19 protein-coding genes and 3 pseudogenes are annotated in these 24,593 nt (G+C 62.5%); 10 read left to right on the plus strand and 12 right to left on the minus strand.

Going from position 1 to position 24,593, the window contains the following annotated elements:
- Nucleotides 1–69 precede the first annotated feature (69 nt).
- From CUR21_RS17740 to CUR21_RS17770, 7 genes are all read left to right on the plus strand, one after another.
- Nucleotides 70–2,190, plus strand: a complete 2,121-nt coding sequence (locus tag CUR21_RS17740; RefSeq protein WP_100198396.1) for an alpha-amylase family protein — start codon at nt 70–72, stop codon at nt 2,188–2,190.
- Nucleotides 2,190–3,176 carry an ABC transporter permease gene (locus tag CUR21_RS17745; RefSeq protein ID WP_100198397.1) on the plus strand — a complete coding sequence of 329 codons (987 nt, stop codon included), beginning with the start codon at nt 2,190–2,192 and terminating at the stop codon, nt 3,174–3,176. The genes CUR21_RS17740 and CUR21_RS17745 overlap by 1 nt, the downstream gene beginning before the upstream one ends.
- A complete protein-coding gene (locus CUR21_RS17750; RefSeq protein ID WP_232622854.1) occupies nt 3,173–4,375 on the plus strand; it encodes an ABC transporter permease in 1,203 nt (400 codons plus the stop codon). The genes CUR21_RS17745 and CUR21_RS17750 overlap by 4 nt, the downstream gene beginning before the upstream one ends.
- A gap of 8 nt (nt 4,376–4,383) precedes the next feature.
- Nucleotides 4,384–6,141: an ABC transporter ATP-binding protein gene (locus CUR21_RS17755; RefSeq protein ID WP_100198445.1), complete on the plus strand. Its 1,758-nt coding sequence runs from the start codon at nt 4,384–4,386 to the stop codon at nt 6,139–6,141.
- A gap of 20 nt (nt 6,142–6,161) precedes the next feature.
- On the plus strand, nt 6,162–6,947 hold the full coding sequence (hyi, locus tag CUR21_RS17760; RefSeq protein WP_100198399.1) for a hydroxypyruvate isomerase: 786 nt from the start codon (nt 6,162–6,164) through the stop codon (nt 6,945–6,947).
- On the plus strand, nt 6,944–7,816 hold the full coding sequence (locus tag CUR21_RS17765; protein WP_100198400.1) for a 2-hydroxy-3-oxopropionate reductase: 873 nt from the start codon (nt 6,944–6,946) through the stop codon (nt 7,814–7,816). The genes hyi and CUR21_RS17765 overlap by 4 nt, the downstream gene beginning before the upstream one ends.
- A gap of 78 nt (nt 7,817–7,894) precedes the next feature.
- The gene (locus CUR21_RS17770) at nt 7,895–9,994 is read left to right on the plus strand and encodes a beta-galactosidase (RefSeq protein ID WP_100198401.1); all 2,100 of its coding nucleotides are present in this window, start codon (nt 7,895–7,897) and stop codon (nt 9,992–9,994) included.
- Nucleotides 9,995–10,123: 129 nt separating this feature from the next.
- On the opposite strand, the pseudogene CUR21_RS17775 reads toward CUR21_RS17770, so the two are convergent.
- The 6 genes and pseudogenes from CUR21_RS17775 to CUR21_RS17795 all read right to left on the minus strand — a co-directional run.
- Nucleotides 10,124–10,605 (minus strand): annotated as a pseudogene (locus tag CUR21_RS17775) (IS5 family transposase); the annotation flags it as partial.
- Between the two features lie 328 nt (nt 10,606–10,933).
- Nucleotides 10,934–11,944, minus strand: a pseudogene (locus CUR21_RS17780) (IS110 family transposase).
- A 91-nt stretch (nt 11,945–12,035) separates the two neighbouring features.
- Nucleotides 12,036–12,185: pseudogene (locus CUR21_RS18940) on the minus strand (transposase); the annotation flags it as partial.
- A gap of 79 nt (nt 12,186–12,264) precedes the next feature.
- Nucleotides 12,265–13,344 carry a tricarballylate utilization 4Fe-4S protein TcuB gene (tcuB, locus tag CUR21_RS17785; RefSeq protein ID WP_100198402.1) on the minus strand — a complete coding sequence of 360 codons (1,080 nt, stop codon included), beginning with the start codon at nt 13,342–13,344 and terminating at the stop codon, nt 12,265–12,267.
- A complete protein-coding gene (tcuA, locus tag CUR21_RS17790; protein WP_100198403.1) occupies nt 13,334–14,725 on the minus strand; it encodes an FAD-dependent tricarballylate dehydrogenase TcuA in 1,392 nt (463 codons plus the stop codon). The genes tcuB and tcuA overlap by 11 nt, the downstream gene beginning before the upstream one ends.
- A complete protein-coding gene (locus CUR21_RS17795; RefSeq protein ID WP_100198404.1) occupies nt 14,722–15,390 on the minus strand; it encodes a GntR family transcriptional regulator in 669 nt (222 codons plus the stop codon). Before CUR21_RS17795 ends, tcuA begins: the two co-directional genes overlap by 4 nt.
- Nucleotides 15,391–15,462: 72 nt before the next feature.
- Here CUR21_RS17795 and CUR21_RS17800 point away from each other — a divergent pair, with 72 nt between their 5' ends.
- Nucleotides 15,463–15,711, plus strand: coding sequence for a hypothetical protein (locus tag CUR21_RS17800; protein WP_304528573.1), 249 nt, complete (start codon nt 15,463–15,465; stop codon nt 15,709–15,711).
- Here the strand turns inward: CUR21_RS17800 and CUR21_RS17805 are convergent.
- From CUR21_RS17805 to CUR21_RS17820, 4 genes are all read right to left on the minus strand, one after another.
- Nucleotides 15,708–16,664, minus strand: a complete 957-nt coding sequence (locus CUR21_RS17805; RefSeq protein ID WP_100198446.1) for a D-2-hydroxyacid dehydrogenase family protein — start codon at nt 16,662–16,664, stop codon at nt 15,708–15,710. The genes CUR21_RS17800 and CUR21_RS17805 overlap by 4 nt on opposite strands.
- Nucleotides 16,645–17,751: a 4-oxalomesaconate tautomerase gene (locus CUR21_RS17810; protein WP_100198405.1), complete on the minus strand. Its 1,107-nt coding sequence runs from the start codon at nt 17,749–17,751 to the stop codon at nt 16,645–16,647. Before CUR21_RS17810 ends, CUR21_RS17805 begins: the two co-directional genes overlap by 20 nt.
- A 60-nt stretch (nt 17,752–17,811) precedes the next feature.
- The gene (locus CUR21_RS17815) at nt 17,812–19,806 is read right to left on the minus strand and encodes a tripartite tricarboxylate transporter permease (RefSeq protein ID WP_232622855.1); all 1,995 of its coding nucleotides are present in this window, start codon (nt 19,804–19,806) and stop codon (nt 17,812–17,814) included.
- A gap of 102 nt (nt 19,807–19,908) precedes the next feature.
- Complete coding sequence (locus CUR21_RS17820; RefSeq protein WP_100198406.1) at nt 19,909–21,015, minus strand: tripartite tricarboxylate transporter substrate-binding protein; 1,107 nt, start codon at nt 21,013–21,015, stop codon at nt 19,909–19,911.
- A 150-nt stretch (nt 21,016–21,165) separates the two neighbouring features.
- Here CUR21_RS17820 and CUR21_RS17825 point away from each other — a divergent pair, with 150 nt between their 5' ends.
- A complete protein-coding gene (locus CUR21_RS17825) occupies nt 21,166–21,831 on the plus strand; it encodes a response regulator transcription factor (protein ID WP_100198407.1) in 666 nt (221 codons plus the stop codon).
- Nucleotides 21,831–23,198: a sensor histidine kinase gene (locus CUR21_RS17830; protein ID WP_100198408.1), complete on the plus strand. Its 1,368-nt coding sequence runs from the start codon at nt 21,831–21,833 to the stop codon at nt 23,196–23,198. The genes CUR21_RS17825 and CUR21_RS17830 overlap by 1 nt, the downstream gene beginning before the upstream one ends.
- A 187-nt stretch (nt 23,199–23,385) precedes the next feature.
- Here the strand turns inward: CUR21_RS17830 and CUR21_RS17835 are convergent, their stop codons facing one another.
- Both CUR21_RS17835 and CUR21_RS17840 read right to left on the minus strand, forming a co-directional pair.
- Nucleotides 23,386–23,709 carry a hypothetical protein gene (locus CUR21_RS17835; protein ID WP_100198409.1) on the minus strand — a complete coding sequence of 108 codons (324 nt, stop codon included), beginning with the start codon at nt 23,707–23,709 and terminating at the stop codon, nt 23,386–23,388.
- Nucleotides 23,710–23,721: 12 nt separating this feature from the next.
- On the minus strand, nt 23,722–24,552 hold the full coding sequence (locus tag CUR21_RS17840) for a prevent-host-death protein (RefSeq protein WP_100198410.1): 831 nt from the start codon (nt 24,550–24,552) through the stop codon (nt 23,722–23,724).
- Between the last annotated feature and the right edge of the window lie 41 nt (nt 24,553–24,593).

Raw genomic sequence — 24,593 nt, forward strand, 5'->3', positions numbered from 1 at the left:
GCGCAAAAGTCTGCGCGCCACCCGATCCACACGATCCCTGATTGACCATCCTTTACCGAAAGTAGACCCATGCCCGATACGGCGATCGATTCCGCACGCCTGCTGCGCAGCCCAAACTGGTATCGCGGAGCAACCCGATGGACGCAGTTGACCTTGGCCGAAGATGATCCAGTCAAGTTCGATGTGGATGAGTGGATAGACGTCTTCCGGCGCACCGGATCGAACGCGGCCTGCCTGAGCGCGGGCGGCTATGTTGCCTATTATCCAACAAAGGTGCCCTATCACTATCGCAGCAAGTGGCTGGGCGACAGCGACCCCTTTGGGGCGCTGGTAGACGGCGCGCGCGCCCTCGATATGCATGTAATGGCACGGGTCGATCCGCACGCGATTCATGATGATGCCGCAACCGCCCATCCAGAGTGGGTAGCGGTGGATGCCGCAGGCAATCCGCGTCGACACTGGGCCTATCCGGATGTCTGGGTGACCTGCGCTTATGGGGACTACAACACGCAATACATGCCGGAAATCGTGCGCGAAATCGTGCGCGACTACGATGTGGACGCCGTTTTTGCCAATCGCTGGCAAGGGCATGGCATCTGTTATTGTGAGAGTTGCGCCAAAAAGTTTCGTGACGCATCTGGCTATAATCTGCCACAGGCAAGCGACCCTGCCGATGCGGGCTGGCGCGCCTGGGTGGCATGGCGGCGCGAACGCTTGACGACGATGGTTGTGGATTGGGATCGGGCGGTGCAGGCGATCCGGCCAAATGCGAGTTTCATCCCCAATATGGGGGGGGCGTCGCTGATGGAGTTCGACCTTGCAACGATCGAGGCGCATTGCCCCTTTCTTGTCGTCGACCATCAGGGCCGCCACGGGTTGGAGCCGATGTGGATGGCCGGGCGCAATGCCAAGCGTATCCGTGCGACCTTCCGCGACCGGCCCGTGGTGCTTATCACCTCCGTCGGCCCAGAAGAACCGGTCCACCGCTGGAAAGATTCTGTCACCACCGGACCAGAGATGACCAGCTGGATCGCCGACGGTGCCGCACATGGCATGCTGCCGTGGTTTACCAAATTCAACGGGGTGATCCCCGATCCGCGCTGGATATCACCTGTCGCGGATGGCTTTGATCTGCATGCAAAGATCGAAGCTGCATTGACGGCGACGGAACCCGCCTGTGAGATTGCCATTCTGGATGCGACCACCACCCTGCGCTTGCACGATTGGCAAAAGCGCGATGCAGCCGAAGCGGATGAAAAGGGCTTCGGTCACGCATTGATCGAGGCAGGGCTCGCGTTTGAATTCGTCTCCGACCACGCGATGACGGCCGCGATGCTGGACCGGTTCCGGGTGCTCATCCTCCCCAACGCGCGATGCCTGTCTGATGCGCAATGCGCGCTGATCTCCGATTGGGTCAAACGCGGGGGCAGTCTGGTTGTCGCCGGGGAAAGCGCACTTGCCACCGAAGAGGGCGTTGCGCGCGATGAATGCGGGCTGGCCGACGTGTTGGGCACCCGGCTGACTGCCGCGCCACGCGGCCCGGTGAAAAACACCTATGTCGAGCTATCCGGAACCCATCCGCTCAATGCGGGTTACAACGGGGCGCAGCGGATCATCGGCGGCCTGCGGCTTGTCTCTGTCGCCGCCGAAGCCGGCACCGAGACACCTTTTCTCACAGTGCCGGATTTTCCTGACCTGCCGATGGAAGAGGTCTATCCACGCCTTGCAGCCACCGATCCGGCAGCCGTCACGCGCGAAACAGAGGCGGGCGGGCGCACCGTGCATATCCCTTGGAATATCGGTGCCACGTTCTGGGAGGTGCTGGCGCAGGATCATCAGCGACTGATTGAAAACGCGGTGCGCTGGGCGCTGAACGGTCCGTCGATGGTCGAGGTGACGGGGCCGGGCGTGCTGGATATTGCGGTGCGGACGGCACCGGGTGCCTGTCTGGTCACGCTGGTCAACCTGACCAATCCGATGATGTGGAAAGCCCCGATCCGCAACATCTATCCGGTTGGTGCGCACGAGGTGTCTATCGCCGTGCCCGATGGGATCACGGCCGCATCGGCGCAGTTGCCCATCTCGGGAAAACAAGCAAAGGTTGAGCTGCGCGAGGGGCGTGCCATTGTCACTGTACCCGGCATTGAAATCCTCGAAGCCGTATATCTGACATGGAAGGAACCCGGCTGATGTGGGTCTATGTCGTCAAACGCATCTTTCTGATGATCCCGACCTTGTTTGGCATCTCGTTGATTTCGTTCTTCATCATCCAGTTGCCACCGGGAGATTATCTGACGTCTCTGCTCGCCTCGATGTCAGACAGCGGGCAAACCATCGACCCTGCCGAAATCGCCCGGATGCGCGCGACCTATGGTTTGGATGATCCGATGGTTGTCCAATACTTCAAATGGATCAGCGGGATCGTGCTACGTGGCGACTTTGGCTATTCCTTTGAATGGGGCCGCCCAGTCAGCGATTTGATCTGGGATCGCATGGGGTCCACGCTATCGATCTCGCTCGCGGCACTGGTCTTTGTCTGGGCGGTATCGCTGCCCATCGGCATCTATTCGGCGGTGCACCGGCATTCTGTCGGCGACCATGTGGCGACCTTCTTCGGCTTCCTCGGCCTTGCCATCCCGAACTTCATTCTGGCGCTGACACTTATGTATGTCAGCTACAAGTACTTTGGCCAAAGCGTCGGCGGCTTGTTCTCGCCCGAATACATCGGCGCAGACTGGACCTGGGGCCGAGTGTGGGATCTGTTCATGCACCTGTGGATTCCGATCGTCGTGATCGGCACATCAGGCACCGCTGCACTGATCCGCATCCTGCGCGCCAACCTGACCGACGAATTGTCCAAGCCCTATGTGGTCACCGCACGGGCAAAGGGGCTGTCAGAGTTCAACGTGGTGATGCGCTATCCGGTGCGCATCGCGCTCAATCCCTTTGTCTCGGCCATTGGATGGGTTCTGCCCAACCTTATTTCCGGCGTCACCATTACCGCCATCGTGCTGAACTTGCCGACTGCGGGACCGCTTCTGCTGCGGGCACTGGTCAGTCAGGACATGTATCTGGCGGGCAGTTTTATCCTGTTGATGGGCGTGCTGACCCTGATCGGCATGCTGATCTCCGATGTTTTGCTGGCCCTCCTTGACCCACGGATACGCTTCACATGACGCATCTCGATTACCCGTCCACTGCGCTGCCTGATGATGGCCCTCATGGCAGCGAAGAGCGTGGCCCCGCCATAAGCCCGCTTCGACCGGGGATGGACCCGGGCAAGATCGCCGTCTCGTCGCAGTGGACCCTCATCTGGCAGAAGTTCTTCTCAAACAAGGTGGCCGTTGCTGCCGGGGTCGTGGTGCTTTTTTTCTATTTCATCGGCCTCTTCGCCGAGTTTCTGGCGCCAACGTCCCCGTCGCTGGCGCAACCCCGTTTCACCTATGCGCCCCCGCAAAGCCTTTCCTTCTTTGTCACCGACGCGGATGGTGGCTGGACGTGGCAACCACATGTAAAGGGCTACACCACCACGGTGGACCCTGCATCTTTGCGCCGTGCCTTCGCCATCGACGAAAATTCAGTCATTCCCGTCGGTTTCTTTGTCGAAGGAACCCCCTATCGCTTCTGGGGCCTGATCGAGATGAAGACCCATCTTTTCGGCCCGCTTGACCCGTCGCAACCCATGAACCTTCTGGGCACCGACAGTCTGGGCCGTGACCTTCTCAGCCGATTGATCCACGGCACCCGAATCTCGATGTCGATTGGTCTCATCGGCGTGGTGTCCAGCCTCGTCATCGGCGTCGTCCTAGGGGCGTTGTCCGGGTATTTCGGCGGCTGGACCGATCTGGTGATCCAACGCATTATCGAGGTGATCAGCGCCATGCCGACCATCCCGCTCTGGCTTGGGCTTGCGGCAGCGGTTCCGATCGTGTGGTCGCCCATCACCGTATACTTCGTCGTGACGCTGATTGTGTCGTTGCTAGCGTGGACAGGGCTTGCGCGTGAAGTGCGGGGGAGGTTTCTGGCGCTGCGCGGGGAGGATTTCGTCACCGCTGCCATTCTGGACGGATCAGGTCGGGCGCGGGTGATCTTTCGCCACATCCTGCCTTTGCTGACCTCGCACATCTTGGCGGTGGTCACGCTGGCGATCCCGACAATGATCGTGGCCGAGACAGCGCTGTCGTTTCTCGGGATCGGCCTGAAGGCACCCGTCGTCAGCTGGGGCGTTTTGCTGCAAGACGCGCAGAACATCCGCACCGTTGCGACAGCGCCGTGGCTTTTGATCTGGCCCGCTGGAGCGGTGGTGATCACCGTGCTGGCCTTCAACTTCCTTGGGGATGGGATGCGTGATGCCGCAGACCCGTATGAGACATGAACATGCCCATGACCACACAAACCCCTTCCGCAACAGCTCTGGCGAAGCCTACGCGCGCCCAGCATGACGATCTGGTAAGCGCAGCGGCCTCGGCACCCGTCTTGTCTGTGCGCGGGCTAAGCATTGACTTTCACCTGCGCACCCATGTGCTGCACGCCGTCCGCGACGTAAGCTTTGATCTTTTCTCTGGCCAGACGCTGTGTCTGGTGGGGGAAAGTGGATCTGGAAAGTCCGTCACCGCGCGCGCCCTGCTGCGGCTGATCGATCCGCAGGCCAAGGTGTCGGGGGGCAGTATCACCCTGCAGGGGCCTGACGGGGAGCTACGGCTGGACACACTGGCGCCCAACGGGCGCGAGATTCGGGCCGTACGTGGCGGACGGATCGGCCTGATCTTTCAAGAGCCGATGTCCTCACTCTCTCCCGTGCACACCATAGGATCACAAATCGTCGAGGCGCTGCTGTTGCACCGCAAGATGACCAAGGCCGAGGCGAAGGCAGAAACGGTCAAACTTTTGCGGCAGGTCGAAATTGCCAATCCAGAACAGATGGCCGACCGTTACACGTTCGAGTTTTCCGGGGGTATGCGGCAGCGCGCAATGATTGCGATGGCTCTCGCCTGCAAACCCGACATCCTCATCGCGGACGAGCCGACCACGGCGCTTGATGTAACGACGCAAGCCGAGATCATGGATCTGATCGCCCGGTTGCAACGCGAAACTGGCATGGCAATGCTGATGATCACCCATGACCTTGGGCTTGTGGCCGAGGTGGCCGACTCCGTCGCTGTGATGCGCTGGGGGCGCGTGGTGGAACAGGGGCCGGTGGATGCGATCTTTCATGCACCGCACCATCCCTATACCCGGAAACTGCTTTCCGCGACCCTGCGTCTGGATACAGCCGCCAAACGCACAGCCCCCGCAACCACTGGCCAGCCGCTTTTGTCAGTGCGAGGCCTTTGCAAAGGGTTTGGAACAACGAACTGGCGCGGCCAGCAGACCTTTGCCATCAAGGCGGTCGACGACGTAAGTCTTGACCTCTGGCCCGGTGAAAACCTCGGCATCGTCGGCGAAAGTGGCTCGGGCAAGACGACCTTGGGGCGCATGCTCTTGCGCATCATTGAACCTTCGAACGGCAGCATCCTGTGGCAAGGCAATGGGCAGGCAGCCGAAGTGACAAAGATGCAGCGCCCCGAACTGGCGCAGTATCGCTCTGCCGTCCGGCTGGTATTTCAAGACCCCTTCGCCTCCCTCAACCCGCGCATGACAGTTAAGCAGGTGATCGCCGATCCGCTGATCGTCGCGGGCGCCCTGAAAGGGGCGGCGCTGGAAGCGCGAGTAGGTGACTTGCTGGAGTTGGTCGGATTGGAACGGTCGGCGATGGAGCGCTATCCGCACGCCTTTTCCGGCGGCCAGCGTCAGCGCATCGGGATCGCGCGAGCGCTTGCGCTTGATCCACGCGTTATCATCGCGGATGAGGCGACCTCGGCTCTCGACGTGTCGATCCGCGCGCAAGTGCTTGATCTGCTTCTTGATCTGCAAAAGCGCCTCGACCTCAGCTTTGTGTTCATCGCGCATGACATTTCGGTTGTCCGGTACTTTTGTGACCGTGTCGTCGTGATGCACAAGGGGCGGATCGTCGAGACCGGCCCTGCCGAACAGATCTGCACTCGGCCCGCCGAACCCTACACCCAAAGTCTGATTTCTGCCGTTCCGAACCCGGATCCGCGCAACCGCCGGATGCTGCACCGAACGCGGTTCGGCGCCTGACCTGTCTCTGAGAGGACGTGATGACAAAGTTCTGTGCCAATCTGTCGATGCTCTATGCCGAACTGCCGTTTCTGGACCGATTTGCCGCCGCTGCGGTCGACGGGTTCAAGGGCGTTGAATACATCGGGCCATATGACCACCCAGCCGCAGACATCGCCACCATTCTCAAACGCGAGAATCTGACTCAAGTCTTGTTTAATCTGCCCTGTGGCGACTGGGCCGGCGGAGAGCGGGGTATTTTGTGCTTGCCTGACCGTCGTGCCGAATTTCGCGACGGGGTGGATACGGCGCTGCAGTATGCAATGGCACTGGGCTGCCATCAGATCAACTGCCTGACCGGCATCGCACCTGCAGAAGTTGCCCCGGCCGATCTTGATGCGACCATGATCGAAAATCTGTCTTATGCAGCCCCCCGGATGGCGGCCGCAGGAGTGCGGCTCTTGCTGGAACCTGTCAACTCACGCGACATTCCGGGGTTTCACTGTGCGACGGTGGATCATGCCTTGCGCATCATTGATGCGGTGGGCCATCCGAACCTGTGGCTGCAATATGATTTCTATCATGCGCAGATTATGCAGGGCGATCTTATCCCCACTTTTGAACGCCATCACCATCGCATCGCCCATGTGCAGATCGCGGATCACCCGGGCCGGCACGAACCGGGAACGGGTGAGATCAACCACGGCTATGTGCTTGGTCGCCTCGACGGCCTTGGCTACGAGGGCTGGGTCGGCTGTGAATACAAGCCAAAGGCGGGCACCTCGGAAGGGCTCGGCTGGATGAAAACGCTGGGAGGCCGCGCATGAAGATCGGATTTATCGGCTTGGGCGTCATGGGGCGCCCCATGGCATTGCATCTCATCGCGGCTGGGCATGATGTCTTTTTGCACCGGGTAAAACCGGCGTCTCAAGCGCTGGTCGAGGCGGGAGGCACAGCCCTGAACAGCCCAGCAGAGGTCGCGGCAGCGGCCGAGGTGATCATCCTGATGCTCCCTGACACACCGGATGTCGAAACAGTGCTGTTTGGCACTGAAGGCGTGGCCGGGGCGCTGCAGCCCGGTGCCTTGGTGATCGACATGAGCTCAATCTCACCTGTGGCGACCAAGCAATTCGCTGGCAAGATTGAAGCGGCAGGGCACGACTGGCTCGACGCGCCGGTATCTGGCGGCGAAGCGGGGGCCAAGACCGCCGCGCTCACCATCATGGCGGGTGGCACCCCTGCCGCCTTCGCCCGTGCGCTGCCCGTTATGCAGATTCTGGGCAAACGGATCACCCATATTGGCCCTGCGGGCGACGGACAGACCGCAAAGGTCTGCAACCAGATCATCGTCGGCCTCACCATTCAGGCGGTGGCCGAGGCGCTTACTCTGGCCGAATGGGCAGGAGCGGACCCGGCAAAGGTGCGCGAGGCGCTGCTTGGCGGTTTTGCCGACAGCACGATCCTCAAGGTTCATGGCGAGCGGATGATCGCAAAGACCTTTGATCCCGGGTTTCGCATCGCATTGCACCGCAAAGATATTGGCCTTGCTGTTGATGCCGCCCGCGCGCTTGACCTGGCCCTGCCCAACACCGCCATGATCCATCAACTGATGTCCGCCGCCATCGGGCAGGGCGATGGCGATCTTGACCACTCCGCGCTGGTGCGAACCCTGCAAAGCTTCTCCCACAGCGCCTAATCGGCCAACGCCGCCGATTGGCGGACATTCAACCCAAAGATCCAGAGCGTGCCCGTCAAAGGTGCCGAAAGGAATTCCATGCCTATTCCCCAACCCCAGATCCCCTACGGCGCGGTGTATTTCCGCAAGTCAAACCCACCGCGAAAGGATTGGGCCCGCGATTATGGCGTAGCCGCATCCGATGGTCTCAACACCTTTCGGCACTGGTTCATGTGGTCGGCGATCGAGCGGGCCCCGGGCCGGTTTGACTGGGACGATTGCGACCGCCAGCTTGATCTTGCTGCCGAACATGGCATGACGACCGTGATCGCAGAATTCACGATGGCAGCGCCCGACTGGCTGACCCGCAAACACGGCCATGCCCGGATGCGCACAGCCGACGGGCGGGCCATGGCGTCGCAGCTCAGCCCCTCCGTCGCGGTCGGAGGCTTTGGCGAAGGCTTGGGCGGGGCTGGGCCGATGACGCTCAACGCGCCCGAGGTGCATGAAGCCGTGATGGGCTTTCTGACCCGGCTGGCCGAACGCTATCGCGGCCATCCCGGCCTGATGGGCTATGACGTGAACAACGAAGTGAACTATCAGCCGGACTTTGACTTTTCTGATCCGACCGCGGCCGCTTTTCGGGTCTGGTTGCGCAAAAAGTACGGCAGTCTGGATGCGCTGGCAGAGGTTTGGCACCGCTATTCCTATGCCGAATGGGATGACATCATGCCCCCCCGGCAAGTGCAGCCCTATGCCGAATGTCTCGATTGGTTGACTTTCCGCGAGGATAATTTCTACGGTCATGTTGACGACAAGATTGCGGCCATCCGCGCCGCGGACCCGCAGGCCAAGATCATCTCGCACGGAATTGCGGGGACTATAACGGCGCTGGCGGGCCATGGCTGCAATGACTGGCGCGCAGCCGAACAGGTCGAGATTTACGGCTACACATGGATTGCGGCGCGCAAGGGCAACCAACCGTGGCGCAACTTTTATGCGGGCGATCTGGTGCGGGGGGCCGCGCGCGGAAAACCCTTTTGGCATGCCGAGCGTCAGGGGGGGCCGCTGTGGATGCAGCCCCAGGTTCTGGGCCGCGCCAAGGACGATGCGCGTGTGGCAACGCCCGAGGATATTTGCTTGTGGTCGCTCGCCTCTTTTGCAGCGGGGGCACGGGGAATGATGAACCTGCGCTATCGCCCCCTGTTGGACGGGCCGCTGTTTGGTGCTTTCGGAGCCTATGGCATGGACGGTGAGCGCACGCCAAGATCCGAGATGCAGGCGCAGATCGGGCGCTGGGCCAACGCGCCCGAGCAGGCCGGGTTGATGGCAGCCAAACCAGTGCGCGGGGAGATCGGCCTGCTGCTGATCCCCGAGGCACAACGCTTTGACCGGCTTTTGTCAGCCGAAGGCGGTTTCACCACCTATCAAAACGCGATGTGGGGCGCATATCGCGGTTTCTTCGATCTTGGCGTGCAGGCCGATTGGGTGCACTGCGATGACATCGACCAATATGATGTGCTTTATGCCCCCTACCCAATCTTGATCCCAGCCAATCTGGCTGAACGCCTAGCCGCATGGGTGGCCAACGGGGGCAAGCTGATTTCCGAGGCTTGTCCAGGCTATTTCGGAGACATGGGCCGCGTCGGTGTGAAGCAACCGCACAACGGCCTTGCTGCCGTGTTCGGCGTCGAGCAAGACGAGGTCGAGTTCATGCCCGACATCGCCGACAGAATTGCGCTGACGCTGGACGGATCGGCGCTGCGCGGTGGCGGCTTTCTGCAGTCCTATCACCCGATTAACGCAACGGTGTTGGGCTCCTTTGACGACGGCCGCGTCGCCGTTACCACATCCACCCACGGCGCAGGCCGCACCTTGCTGATCGGGACGCATATTTCGGCGGGACATTTCCGCGATATAGAGGCGGGCAGCGAAGGGGCTGCCGCTTGGTTTGCAGCCTGCATGGCTTGGGCTGAACGCGCCCCAATCATCGAAACGGGCAATGCGGCTGTACAAGGCCGTCTTCATGCTGATGGCGAAAAGCGCTATCTGTGGCTCGTGAACCCGACGGACAAAACGCAGTTCATTTCGGCACGGATAAATGGAAAGCCGCTGACAGCGGAAGTAGTTTATTGGGGCAGAGAGTCGCTGGCAGAAATTCCTGCTCAAAACGCGCTAATCATTGGGCTTTGTATATAACAGGACGCGATGATTATGACGAAGGTCCAATCGCCTGCACAATCTCGGCAATCCGCGTGGCTGTCGTCGTGCAGTCAAGGCGGGTTGTCACTCGGACCAAGCTAATCTAGGCTCCAGACTCATTGATTTTCACAGCCAGAACATGATGGTGGCCGCGAGCGCGACGGCGGAGAGGAAGGTTTTGGCGCATCTGCCATAGCGGGTTGCGACCTTGCGCCAGTCTTTCAGGCGACCAAACATGATCTCGATGCGGTTGCGGCGGCGATCGCGCCGCTTGTCGTAGCGGACAGCTTTGCCACGCGACCTCCGACCGGTGGTGCAGGGGCGTATCCCTGTGTCTTTCAACGCTTCTCGGAACCAGTCAGCGTCATAAGCCCGATCGGCGATCATCCACTCGGCCGCAGGAAAACTGCCCAGCAGGGCTGCGGCTCCGGTGTAGTCACTTGACTTGGCCCCCGGTCATGAAGAACTTCAGGGGCCGTCCCTTGGCGTCAGTGACGGCATGCAACTTGGTGCTCAAACCACCCTTCGTGCGCCCGATCAGACGCATGCGCTCGTCGTTATCCCCCCCTTTTTGCCCGCAGGCTCGAAGCCGTGCGGTGCGCCTTCAGGCCCTTGCGCGGGCATGCTCGAACCATGTATGGATTGCTCCCTCGTGACAAGGGGGTCTGTGATCTTTGGCGACTGGTCGGGTGCGGCCATGTATTCGGCGTCTGATCTGCGGCGGTGCCGCGCGCCCTGATGAACGTCCGCGTAAGGTTCGGGTCCCTATTAATGGCACGCGCTTGAAAGCGCTTCGGTGCGAACGGGGTGTCCCTGCCTTGTGTCCGTCAGTTTGCCATCATCTCACGTTGCCCTCGCCATTTCGGTCAGGCCGTCACCGGCCCGGATTTCATTGGCTCACGCCGCTCGCCAAGTCTCGCCTGTTCTCAGCACTGCTCAGCCGGCCCGCGCCATGCGGTTGGCAAGTGCGATCGCAACGACCTTCAGTGGTTTCGTCCTGATCAGGTCACCCAGCCAATCGTCGCCGGGATCCGAGCGCTTGCGGGTTGAGATCACGCCCATGGCACCCAGGTAGAGGAGCCGTCGGATGTATCTGTTCCCCATCTTGGAGATCGCCCCCAACCTTTCCTTGCCGCCGCTTGAGTGTGGCTTGGGTGTCAGACCTAACCAGGCCGAGAGGTCCCGGGCCGAGCGGAAGGCCGACACGTCCGGTAGTGTGGCGGCCATAACACTGGCCGTGATCGGCCCAATCCCCGGCCAATCGCCGGGAAAACGATCCCCCGGATCATTTTCTGGCGCGGCTCATATCTGCAGCCGCCGGGCCGTCTCATCCACCTCTGCGGTGCGGCGCAGATCAGCGGTGATGGCGTCGATGCGCGCCTTGGTGTCGGTGAACTGCCCGAGGAGCAGATCAAGCGGCATGCGCGCCTCCATCGGAAGATCGGCCCCCTCGGCCTCTGCAAGGAGACGGCCCATGTTGTGGACACCCTTCGGCACGACAAGGCCGAACTCCCCGAGATGCGCGCGGATCGCATTGGCAAGCTGGGTCATCTGGCGGACCAGAAAGTCCCGTGTCCGATGCTGCATCAACACGGCCTGCTGAATCTCGGCCTTGAGCGGCACGAAGCGCATCGTGGGCTGCGTCACAGCAGTGCAGATCGCCTCTGCATCCGCAGCATCGGTCTTGCCCCGCTTGACGAAGGGCTTGACGTAAGAGGGCGGGATCAGCCGCACCTCATGGCCGAGCTTTGTCAGCTCACGCGCCCAATAATGCGCCCCGGCACAGGCTTCCATCCCAATCAGGCATGGGGCAAGGCTTGAGAAGAACAGCATCATCCGCGCCCGCCGGATCTGGCGTCGGACCACAACCGTCCCAGCAACGTCAACCGCGTGAACCTGGAACACGTTCGTGGCCAGATCTAGGCCGACCGTGGTAATCTCCTTCATGGATGGCTCCCTTCATGGGTTAGTGTGACATCGCCCAATGTGGCACATTGCGATGCCGGGAACGGGTGCCATCCACTCCATCAATGGCTCGATCCATGGCCTTCATTAGGTGGATCAGCGCCCCATCCATCCCGCAATAGTTCGCCCGCCACGTCTAGAACGACGCATGGCTCATGGCATGCGCGCGGCACGGCTCTGCCACCGGAACACCGCCTTCGGCCTCCCGCAGGATCGCGATGATCGTGCCTCAGTCTATCTGCTTGTCTTCATTCAAAATCTCCTCAAGCATGTTGCCGAGAAATTTCTGCTCATGCAGCCCCTTACTTTCGGAGAGGATTACCCTTGCCCGCCTCGGCCACCAAGGCGGCGAGGCGGAAAAAGCCGTGCACCATCTTGGAAAACGGCATCAGCAGAAACAGCACCATCACCGTCGCCAGATGGGTCGCGAGCAACGGTCCCACCAGCCCGGTGCCGGTCGCCGCGTAAAGCGCAAGGCCGGTCAGCGCCACCCCGCCAAGCAGCAAGATAAAGGCCATCTCGCCGCCCCAAACCCGCGCCGCCCCCAAGGCCGGGTCTGCCCGCAGCTTGAGCACGCCAAGCCCCAGTGCCCCTGCCACCATCATCAGCCCACCCGGCACGCCAAAGAGCTTGGGCAATGACAGGAGGGGATAGGGGGCCTCCCACCCCAACGCGTAATGCATCACCGTGCCGCTGGCGGTCGCGGCAAAGCACAGAAGAAAGCCATACATCATCAGCTGGTGATAGATCCGGCGACGGTGGGTAAAGCGGTCGCCCTCCTCGAAATTGCACCCCTCTCCGTGACCGCCCGACAGGTTCTTCATCCGGGCCGCCTGATCAAAGGCACGCAGCAGATGCGCCAGCCGCACCCGCCCGCCCCCGACCTCGCGCCAATAGTCGCGGACCGATAGCGCAACCAGCGCCAAGGGCAGCACAAAGGCCGGGAGAAAGATCATGACCAGCGTGTTATGCGCCAGATGGGCGTAAAACCCGGCACCGGTCTCGGGCCGCCACAGGGTCAGCGCCCAGAAGAACCACGCCAAGGCCACCACCAGCAGCCCCGCCATCGCCACACCCTGCGTTTGGAACACGCGGGCAAACGCCTGCGGACGCGCCAGACGCTCCCAGCTTTCCACCCGCACTTCGGCGAGCGCGGCGGGAATGTTCAGCGCAAATTCATGCGGTTCGGTGTATTGGCAGGCGTAATAGCAGCCTCGGCAATTGTGGCACAGATTGGCAAGCTGGGTCAGATCACCATCTGCAAAGGCCTTGTTGCGGGTCATGGCGGGAAAGACCGCGCAAAATCCTTCGCAATAGCGGCAGGCGTTGCAAATCTCGATCTGGCGACGGGCTTCTGCACCGGGGGTAAGATCAAGCGACATGGGCGGCGGCCTCCTTGCCTGCGATGCGTCCGAATACGGTGCCGATGGTCATGCCGAACCCTGCCAGATATCCTTGGCCGAGGATCGATCCTGCCATGATCTCGCCCGCAGCCCACAGATTGCGGATGGGGCCGGTAGGGGTGTGAACCTGCGCGCGCGCATCCACCTTCAGCCCCAGATAGGTAAAGGTCACGCCGGGGCGCAGTTGGTAGCCGTAGAAGGGCGGCGTCTCCAAAGGCCACGCCCAATTGGTTTTGGGCACCTTCAGCCCTTCGGTGCGCAACCCATCCAGTTCGGTGGGATGGAAGGGGCCGGGGCGGCAGGCGGCGTTAAAGAGATCAACCGTGCGCCGCACGGCTTTTGGGTCTAGCCCCATCTCTTGCGCCAAGCCTTCGATCGTGTCGGCTTTCACGGCGGGAAACACCGACGGCATGAACAGGTCGACCGATTTGGAGTCGATCAGCGCATAGCCCACCTGATCGGGCTGTGCGGCGACCAAGCGGCCCCAGATCGCATAGCGCTTTGGCCACACATCCTCGCCTTCGTCATAGAACCGATCACCGTCGCGGTTGACCACGATGGAAAACGGCACGCAATCCAGCCGGGTGACGATGCCACCGTCATATTTCGGCGCACGCCCGTCGATGGCGACGGCATGGCATTGCGTGGGATCGCCCACACTTTCAGCCCCCTGATCCAGCATGTCACGCAGCACCACGCCTCGGTTATAGGGCGTGCCGCGGATCAGGAAGTTGCGCGCCGCAGGCCCCCACGCGCGGGCAAGCCAGTCCAGATCGGCCTGAAACCCGCCGGAAGCCAGAACAAAGGCACGGGCCTTGACGGTCAGCGGCTGGCCCGCCACCACGACCTCCAGATGGGTGATGCGGTCGCCCTCACGATGCACGTGCTGGACTTGTGCCTCATAGGCAATCTTGATGCCCAGATCGGCGGCCGTGTTGTAATAGGCATTCACTAAGGCCTTTCCGCCGCCCAGAAAGAACGCATTGGTGCGCGACAGCGACAGCGTGCCCGACAGGGACGGCTGAAACCGCACGCCATGGTCCATCATCCATGGCAGGCAGTCTTCAGATGACCGGATGGCAAGACGGGCCAGCGATTCATCGGTCTTGCCCTTGGTCACAAGCATCAGATCGTCAAGATATTCGTCTTCCTCATAGCGGCCGGTCAGCGGGAACATCGGGCCCTGATGCATGCAGCGAAAGTTGCGGGTATGGCGGCTGTTGCCACCGCGATAGGCTCTTGGCGCGCCTTCAAGGATCAGAACGCTCGCCCCGGCCTTTGCGGCAGTGATGGCAGCACAGAGTGCCGCGTTGCCGCCGCCGACTACCGCAAGATCGAACAGGCCGGGCCAGTCTTTCACGGTTGATCCTCCATCGGCAATTCGCGGCCACGCATCCCCCGAATGCGGGCGGACAGGGCGGCTTCGACATGGGCGCGCATGGCGGCTTCGGCCCCGGCCCCGTCGCGGGTTTGCAGAGCGGCCAGAACCGCGGCGTGTTCGGTCACAGCGCGCCGCGCCCGATCCGGGTCGCCCAAGGTGGTGGGGCCAAGGATCAGCAGCGTCTTTTGCAGTGCGCTCATGGATTTGATCAGGAACCTGTTGCGCGCCGCATCAATCAGGGTGCGGTGAAACACGCGGTTCAACTCGCGCGCGGCATCGCCCACGGGCGCACGGTCCAACTCGGCATTCAGCGCGGCGAGTTCTGCGAGTTCGATATCCGACGCGGCCCGCGCCGCAAGCCGCGCGGCGGTGCCTTCCAGCACGGCGCGCATCTCATAGAGTTCGACCACCTCGGCATGGTCGAGGCTGCGGATGGTGGCACCTTGGCGCGGCAGATGGATCACCAGCCCGTCTGTTTCCAGCTGGCGAATTGCTTCACGCACCGGGGTGCGGCTGATCCCAAGCCGGTCGGCCAGATCAGTTTCCCGAAGCCGCGCGCCGGGGGCCAAGGTGCCGTTTCGGATCTCGTCCAGAAGGCGGCGATAGGCCCCCTGCCCCTGTGGAATTTCGGTTTCTTCGGCCATGGAGCGACTCATTTGCAGTGCTTGTGTCCTAATGTATACGTTTGGATACAATTTCACGCAAGGAAGCGATCCATGCTCCGCCCACAGATGCCCGACAAGATGAAACTCCGCTTCGCAACCCTTGCGCTCGCCCTGTTGGGCACCGCGGTGTTCTGGCTTCTGGGGTTGCCGCTTCCGTGCTTGTTCGGCCCGATGGCGGCCTGTCTGATCGCGGCGCTGGCAGGCGCGCCGCTCAAGGGCATGGGCACGATTTCGACGCTGGCGCGCACCTTTCTTGGCGCGCCGGTGGCAGCACGGCTGTTGCGCGTGCGGCGCGTTTAGGGGGTGACAAGGTTGAGCGGGCGGCCCGCGGCAAAGGCATTTACCTGATCGTAGATATCGGCAAATTGCAGGTCGAATTCATCTTCGGTGACAAACCCGATATGCGGGGTCGCGATCACGCGCGGGTGCGACAGTAGCGGGTCGTGCACATCCGTCAGCGGTTCGGTGTCAAACACATCCAGCGCGGCCATGCCCGGACGCCCTGCGTTCAGCGCGGCAAGCAGCGCGCCGGGCGCGATCAGCCCCGCGCGAGAGGTGTTCACCAGAACCGCGCGCGGCCCCATCTGCGCAAGATCGGCCGCCGTCACGACGCCCGTGGTTTCTGGGGTCAACCGCAGGTGAAGGGTGACAACGTCAGACTGCGCGAAAAAGGCGGCCCGGCTTTCGGGCACCGCGCCACCTTCGGCAGCGGCGCGGGCGCGCCCTGCTTCGGACCCCCACCACAGAACCCGTGCGCCAAACGCTGCGGCATAGCCCGCAACCAGACGCCCGATCCGGCCATGGCCGTAAAGCCCGATGGTCTTGCCGCGCAAGGTGCGCCCCACCCCGGCCTGCCACTGCCCGGCCTTGGCGCTCGCCATCTGCGCGGGCAGATCCCGAAACGCGGCAAGGATCAGCGCCCAGGTCAGTTCCGCCGCAGCATGGTTTGGCATGTCATCGGCCTTGCGTGAGGCAAAGGCGATGCCGCGCGCGGCGCAGGCCGCGACATCCACATGTGGCCAGGCCCCGCGCCCCGAGATGAAGCGCAGGTTTGGCAAGGCATCAAGCAGGTCGGCGGTGATGCGTGTGCGTTCCCGAAACAGGCAAAGCGCCTCGGCCTCTTGCAGACGGTCGATCAGATCATCGCCTTGCGCGGGCGTGGTCCACAGCGTGATCTCATGCCCGGCCAGCTTCTGAAAGCTGGGCAGATGGCGCAGCGTGTCCGACCAGTCGTCAAGAATGTGAACCTTCATGCCCATTCCAAACTGTTTCCGGCACCATGATCTCGCCCCGGGCCAGCAGCCGTGCCGTGCGCAGCAAGCCCGCCGATTTCAAGGCGAAACCATCGGGGCCGGTCTCGTAGTCAACCGTCACATCTATGACCCCGCCGGGATGTTCGATCAACACCAAGGCCGGAACACCCGTCGGCGGGGTGAACAAGCCTTCGGCCACCGTGCCCGGTGTCAGCACGCAGGAGGCAAGGCATTGCGCGCCTGTCACCGCCATCGTCGGGTGGCAATTCCACGGCATGAAATACCGCGCGGTGATGGTGCCGCTGTCGCGCGCCGGGGCCAGAAGCGCAAACTTGGGCGTAACGGATTTCGACACATCGCCCATCCCCATGCGCCGCCCGGCCTCTTGCCGGATCGGCTCCATCCGCGCATAGAAATCGCGGTTCGCGTCCAACTCCTCAACCGTTTCATAGCCTGTCAGGCCAAAGTCAGCCGCGCGCGCGATGGCGATGGGCATGGCGACATCCATGCACGTTACCTCAACCCCGTCGATCACATCGCGCAAGGCCCCGGTGGGCAAAAGCGCGCCCGTGACCGAGCCCACCACATCCATGAAGTTCAGGAAAATCGGCGCAGCGGTGCCGGGCACACCGTCAATCGCGGCGTCGCCTGAATAGTCCACCTGTCCGCCAGGGGTGCGCACCACCGCCTCGACCTTGGCCCCGGTGTTGACCGAGCGAATGCGGATGCGCGTCACGTCGCCCTGCGGCGGGATCAGCCCCATTTCCAGCGCGGCAGGGCCTACGCCCGACAGAATATTGCCGCAGGTGGGTTTGAAGTCGACAAGCCCATCTTCGACACTGACCTGAGCGAAGAAATAGTCGATGTCGCAATCGTTGGTGTCCGAACGGGACAGCATCGCAACCTTGGTCGTCACCGCCGCACCGCCGCCGATCCCGTCGATGTTCAGCTTATGGCCAGACCCGACAGCGGCCACCAGAACGCGCGCCAGTGTCTCTTGGTCTCGGGGCAGATCTTCGCGCCGGAAATAAGGCCCGCGCGAGGTGCCGCCGCGAAAGAAGTGAAAGGGAATGGCGGTCTGGGCCATCGCAATCTCCTGAGAAAAGGACTGAAAAAGGCCCGTGCGCGGAACGCACGGGCCGGGGGATCAGCGCAAGGGCCAAGGCAGATCGATCAGCGACTGCAACAGGCCCGACGGAAAGTTCAGCGACAGCATCCAGGCCGCAAGGATGATGCCGCCCACCGCCCAAGCGGTCATGTGCAGGCTTTTCAGCCAGGATGCCCCGACGCGCAGCCGCATGAAGGCGAGGAAGAAGGCGGCCACCCCCAGCACGAAGCCGACCAGCGCAGACAGACCCACCAGCACGGAGAGCCAGATCAGCCCGGACCAAAGCCCCTTCACCTCTGGCTTGCCCACATGGTCGCCCGTCAGTTCGGCATCGAAATGTGAATGATGCCCAACCTTGCCGAACCACAACTCCCACAGCAGGACCGACACGATCACAAGGCCGACCACCGCGACCGACAGCGGGAACACCTTGCCAAGGAAGTCGTGCTGCATCGCATCGAACAGCGCGAGACCCATCAGCGCCAGCACCGCCGCCGCAAAGCCGATCTGTGGCAGATGCGCCTTGAACTGCGGCACATCGGGCGCGTTGTCCTCGACCGGCACGACCTTGCCATGCTCATCCACCCGGTTGCGCAGACCAAAGAAGATCGACGCAAGGGTCAGCGCACCGATGATGATGACTCCGGTCCGGCCAAGGAAGGACCAGCCGTTGAACTGCACTGCCTGATACAGGAAGGTCTCCGCCTGCGGGGCCAGCACATAGCCGATCAAAAGCGCGGGCCGCGACCAGCCAAAGCGCTTCATCAGCACCCCGACCACCCCCAGCGCCAGAAGCGCGATCAGATCATTGACCGACCGGGTGGATTGAAAGGCCGCGAAGGCGATCATCACCATCAGGAAGGGCGCCATGTATTGGAACGGCACCTTGGTCAACCCGGCGATGGGACGCGCAAGCGCCACACAGGCGATTGCGCCGAAGATGTTGGCAAGCGCCAGCGACCAGATCATCGTATAGGTCAGGTGCAGATCGGTCGTCACCATCGACGGGCCGGGTTCGATCCCGATCAGGACCATGCACCCTAGAAACACCGCCATCGCGCCGGAACCGGGAATGCCGAACAGGATCGTCGGCAGCATCGCGCCGCCGCTCATCGCGTTGTTGGCGCTTTCGGGCGCGATCACGCCGCGGATGTCGCCCTTGCCGAAGTTGGACGTGTCTTTCGAGGTTTGCACCGCGTGGCCATAAGCGATCCAGTCGACAACCGACCCGCCAAGGCCGGGAATGACGCCCACAGTGCAGCCGACCGCCGCACAGCGCAGCGACAAAAACCAATTGCGCGTCCAATCGCGGATGCCTCGGGTCCACCCTTTGCCCAGCGGCATCTCGCCCGCAATCGATTGGTTCGAGCGCATCAGATCGACGATCTCGGGGATGGCAAACACCCCCATGCCCACGACGACCAAGGGGATACCGTCGTAAAGATACTCGATATCAAACACCATGCGGAATTCGCCGGTGGCCGGGGCCGCGCCGATCGAGCCGATCACCAGACCGATACAGCAGGCCCCGATGCCCTTGACCAGACTGCGCCCCGACAGCACCGCCACCATCGACAGACCCAACAGCGCCAGCATGAACAATTCGGCCGATCCAAAGGCGAGGATCACCGGACGGGCGATGAACACAAATCCCGTCAGGACCACAGCGCCAAACACGCCGCCAAACATCGACGAGATAAAGGCCGTCGACAGTGCCCGTGCCGCCTGCCCCTGCTTTGCCAAGGGAAAGCCATCGAGCACGGTTGCCTGACTGGACGATCCGCCCGGAATGCCCAGCAGGATCGACGAAAACGTGTCCCCCGTCGGCATGATCGCAAGCAGGCCGATCAACATCGCAAGAGCCGAGACCTGATCCATGCCGTAGATGAACGGGATCATCAACGACAGACCGGCGATCCCGCCCAGAGCGGGCAGAACCCCGATCATCAGGCCGACGAACAGGCCAAGGAACATGTAAGCCAGATGCTCAAACCTGAGCAGCTCGGTGAGCGCAAGAAAAAGGGTATCGATCACGGAGAACACTCCCGTGTTGGTCACGCAGCCGGTGACAGATCAGTTTTGATGAAAAAGGGCGGACGCCCTTACCGGCGCCCGCCGTGGGTTAGGCTTGACGGATCAGTCTTCGCCCAGCTTGACGCCGTATTCGGCGGCCAGCATGCCCGACACTTGCGCACGCAGTTCCGGGGTGATGGTTGTGCCTTTTTCGAACAAGGCCTGCGCCAGTGCGCCGGTCACCTGACCGTAGCTGCCCAGCACGGCTTCGGCATTGGCCTGATAATCGGGGTCGGCCTTCATGTCTTCAAACGCCTTTTGATAGGCGGCGACGATCTCATCGGGCGTCTCTCCGGGCAGGAACACCATTTTCTGCGCCGGGAAACCAGCGGTGAAGAAGGCGAAATAAGCGTCATGCTCCGGGCCCGATGGGGCCGCGCCGTGCAGCGTTTCATAGGCCTCGACGAAGGACGGCAGATCCGGGAAGGTCGGATCGCGGACCACCTCGCCCGCCTCATTGAGCACACCCCAGCTGAACAGCGGCACGGCCTGCCCAGCATCGACCAGCGGCTGCACGTTCTTAAGATATGCCGATGAGGTCTGGAAATCGATGTTCACCTCTCCGCGTTCAAACGACAGACGACCATCGCCGCGCCCCTTGAAGCCGAACACGTGCTGGACGTTGAAGCCCATCAGCCGGAAGCCGAGCAGCGGCACCAGATCCAGTGACGTGGCGCCTTGGCTGGCATAGACCAGCTCTTTGTCTTTGAGCATCGCGATGTCCTGCGGTCCGGTCAGACCCAGATTGGGGGTCGTGTACACGACACCCCCCGTCGGGCCAGCCATCGCGATCTTCCAATCCTTATACTCATAGCGCACACGCGGGTCGCCCAAGAGATAGGGGAATTGCGTCGAAGCCGAGGTGCCAAGGATCGTTAGCCCATCTGGTTTCGCACGGGCGGCAAACAGGTTTGTGCCCTTGGTCGATCCGCCGCCGGGTTCGTTCACGACGACCACGACAGGATTGCCCGGCAGATACTTGGACAAGAGCGGCGCATTGAAGCGCGCCCAAGTATCCGACCCACCACCCGCCGAGAAGGGGATGATCCATTCAATCGTCTGGCCGGAAAAATCGACGTCGGCCGCGGCTGGTCCAGCCAAACCCAAGGCAACAGCGCCCGCGACGAGCCCAAGAGCCACGCGGCGCGTGACGTTTACTGTGTTTTTCATGTCGTCCTCCCGTTATTGCGAACATGCCGCGCGGCCGTTTGGGCTGTCTTCGGCATGATGCCGACCTTGATTTCTCCTCCCAAGGCCGGCTTGATGTGTAACCTACGGGCGGTTCCTGTCCGAAACCTGTCTTGCACAAACGGAAATCACATGCATGTCATCTTGATCGAGGACAATCTGAGCCTTGCCAAAGGGATTGAGAATGCCTTGAAAGATCAAGGACATGCGGTTGACCATCTGGAGGATGGGCTCGATGGGGATGCGTTTCTCGCCCGCCATTCGGCGGATGTCGTCATCATCGACATCAACCTGCCGCGCCTGTCGGGCCTAGAGATCATCCGGCGGCTGCGCGCGCGTGGCGACACGACTCCGGCTCTGATTCTGACGGCCAAGGGCAAGACGTCCGAGCGGGTCGAAGGGCTTGATGCCGGGGCGGATGACTATCTGGTAAAGCCCTTTGACATGGCCGAACTGATCGCCCGGCTGCGGGCCTTGGCGCGCCGCCGCCCGCAGGTCGCGCCCGCCAAGGAACCGATTGGGCAGTTGCATTATGACCGCGACCAGCGCGCCCTGATGCACGGCGAGGCCAAGCTGGACCTGCCCCGCCGCGAGTTGGCGCTGTTTGAACTGCTCTTGGAAAACCGCGGGCGGCTGATCGAAAAGGACAAGATCGCCGATGCGCTTTACGGCACCGGCACCGCCGTCGAGAGCAATGCGGTCGAGCTTTTGGTGTCACGCTTGCGGCGCAAGATCGATGGGCTTGGCATCACCATCCGCACCGCGCGCGGGCTTGGCTACATGCTGGACGAAACCTGATGCGGCGCAGGCTTTCGCTGCGCGGGCGGCTGTTTGTTCTGCTGATCCTGCCGCTTGTGCTTGTGGCGGCTGCGGCCTCCTTTGCGCGGTTTCATTCGGCCAGCCGCCTGTCGGAAGAGCTTTATGACAACACGCTGTTGGCCGTCGCCCTGACCATTTCGCGCGATGTGGTGATTTCCGAAGGCGATATGCTGACCGAACAATTGCTGGACGAGCTGGTGACCGCTCTTGGCGACCCGGTCTATTACCGCATCACCGGACCGGGCGGCAGCTTTGTGACGGGCTATTCCGACCCGCCAGATCTTCCGGACGGCCTGAACAGGTCAGACAACGGGCCGGTGTTTTTCGACAGCACCTCGCTGGGGCGGCCGGTGCGGGCGGTCGTGCTGCGCGAGTTCATCTCTGAGCCGCAGTTTGGCGGCTGGGTCACGGTCGAAGTCTGGCAAACCATCAGTCAACGCCTTGCACTATCGCGTGAGTTGCTGATGCAATCCATCCTGTTGCTGGGGTCCGTGCTGCTGACAGCAGTGATGATCCTGTGGTTCGGCATCCAGCTGGGGCTAAAACCGCTTCTTGACCTGCGCGATGCCATCGACAAGCGCAGCGCCGATGACCTAAGCCCGATCCGTCGCTGGGTGCCACCAGAGTTGCGGCCGCTTGTGCTGACCGCCAATTCGCTGTTCGACCGCTTGGCAAAGGCCTTTGCCTTGCGCGACAGCTTTATTTCGGACGCTGCGCACCAGATGCGCAATCCGGTTGCCGCGATCCAAAGTCAGGCAGAGGCCGCCATGAGCGCGCCGACAGAGGCCGAGTTGCGCGTCCGCGTGGCGGATCTGGTCGATTCGGCGCGCGCCACAAGCCGTCTGACGTCGCAGCTTTTGTCGCTAGAACGGGTGCGCGGCCGCAGCCTGAAAGAGTTTGTCCAACCGCTTGATCTGGTGGCCTTGATCCGGGGCAGGGTTATGTCCTTTGCCGAAGGACAGCTGCGGCGTGGCGTTGACGTTGGCTTTTCCGTCATCGGAAAGCCAAGACCCATCGACGGCGACCCCGTCCTGTTGGAAGAGATGGTCGCCAACCTGCTGGACAATGCCGACAAATACGCGCTGCGCCCCGGTGGGCGGCTCGAGGTGACCGTGCGCTTTGACCCAAGCGCCGTCACCATCCGGTTTACGGATGACGGCCCCGGCGTGCCCCCCGATATGCGAGAACGGATCTTTGACCGGTTCTTCCGCCTTGACGAAGACCAATCCCGCGGCTGCGGCCTTGGCCTTGCCATCGTCAGTGACGTGGCCCGCGCCTATGGCGGAAGCCGCCGCTGCTTTGCCGATGATGCGGGCACAACCTTCGAGGTCGAGTTGCCACTCTGAAGGCAGCGCCAGCATCGCACCGTGTTTTTGCCATTTCGACACGCCGAAAATAAGGCAAGGGCCGGCAAAGCGCGCTGACTTAGCAACGGAAAGGAATTTGCGGGCAGCGGGCATTTGCTTCCGGGGCTTACCCTTGGTGCGCATGCAACGCCCCGGGCTGGCTTCCAGCCCGGGGCGAGGACCACGTTCAGTCTCTCCAGCGACTGAGGTGCCAAAGGCCGTCAAAAACCTCTTCAGCCAGTTCAACCGCCAGGATCAGCGTGAGAAAAACGGCGCAGATCGTGAGAACGGGCCAGAGCAGCCCCCGACGTTGTTGAACCGGCGCCCTACCCTCGGGGTCCCGAGCGGCGCCCCGCAAGGCATCCCAAGCCGCCGTCAGCCGGGCCTGTGCGCTGTCCAGCGCCGAAGGGCGCGCGCCTTGTGCCTCGATCCGGTCGAGGCGTTCGGAAAGGGACGCCATGGCCTCGCGCAAGGCGGTGATGTCGTCGGACGGGAGGGGGGTGTCGGTCATCTCGGGCCCCCATCAATTCTGCCAGAGCCGTTCGCGCTCCACCCGGCCCTGATCGTCCAGCCGCACCTCGACCGTGTCGCCGTAGGGGTTGACGGCGATTGCCGTGACATGCCGTCCGCCGCGTTCGACGTAGCCGACCTGCGAATAGCCAAGCGCCGTCAGCCGTTCCCGGGCGGCCTCTTGCGACAAGGACCGCCGGTCGTCGCGCTCGCGCTCATAGCCGCGCAGGGTGCCGTCGCGCGTGAATTCCATTTCGATCCGCATCCCGTCGGCGGCAAAGCCTTCGACCGAGATTTCACCGTTATCGTCCAGATCGATCTCTGTCAGCCGCGCGAACTCTCCTAGGCGCGGCTCGGCCCGGGCGGCGGCGGGCAGCATCCGCTCGATCAAGCTTTGCGGCAGTCCCGCGCCGTCGGCCTGCACCTCGAGCAAACGGTCGCCCCGCGCCTCGGCCCGCAGCCATCCGGTCGCGCTGCGGGCGTAGATATAGGTTTCGCCATCGTCATCGGGGCGGGTCCGGATGTCGGTCAGCCCAAGACCCTGCAGCGGGGCGGGCAGTATCGCTTCGGTCGGGGCGGCGGTTGGGACGGCGGCAGGGCCAGCGGTTACGGTCGTGGCGGCAAAGGTGTCGCCGGTGCGCGTGCCTGTCAGGTCCAGACGTGTGCCGGGGGCCGGGATGGCTGTGCCCTCTGGCAGGGTCACCAGCAGGCGGCCTTCGGGCGTGGTCAGCACGACCTGCGTGCCGAACGCTTCGGCCACGGTGCCCGACAGCGGCGCGTCCTGCGCGGCAACAGGGGCGGCAAGCGCGGTGCTCAGGATCAGAGCGGCAAGGGTGCGGTTCATTGGTCGTTCCTTTCTTTTCAACATGGCACCCTTCTGACCGA

The organism is Pseudorhodobacter sp. MZDSW-24AT (assembly GCF_002794355.1).
Lineage (GTDB): Bacteria > Pseudomonadota > Alphaproteobacteria > Rhodobacterales > Rhodobacteraceae > Pseudotabrizicola.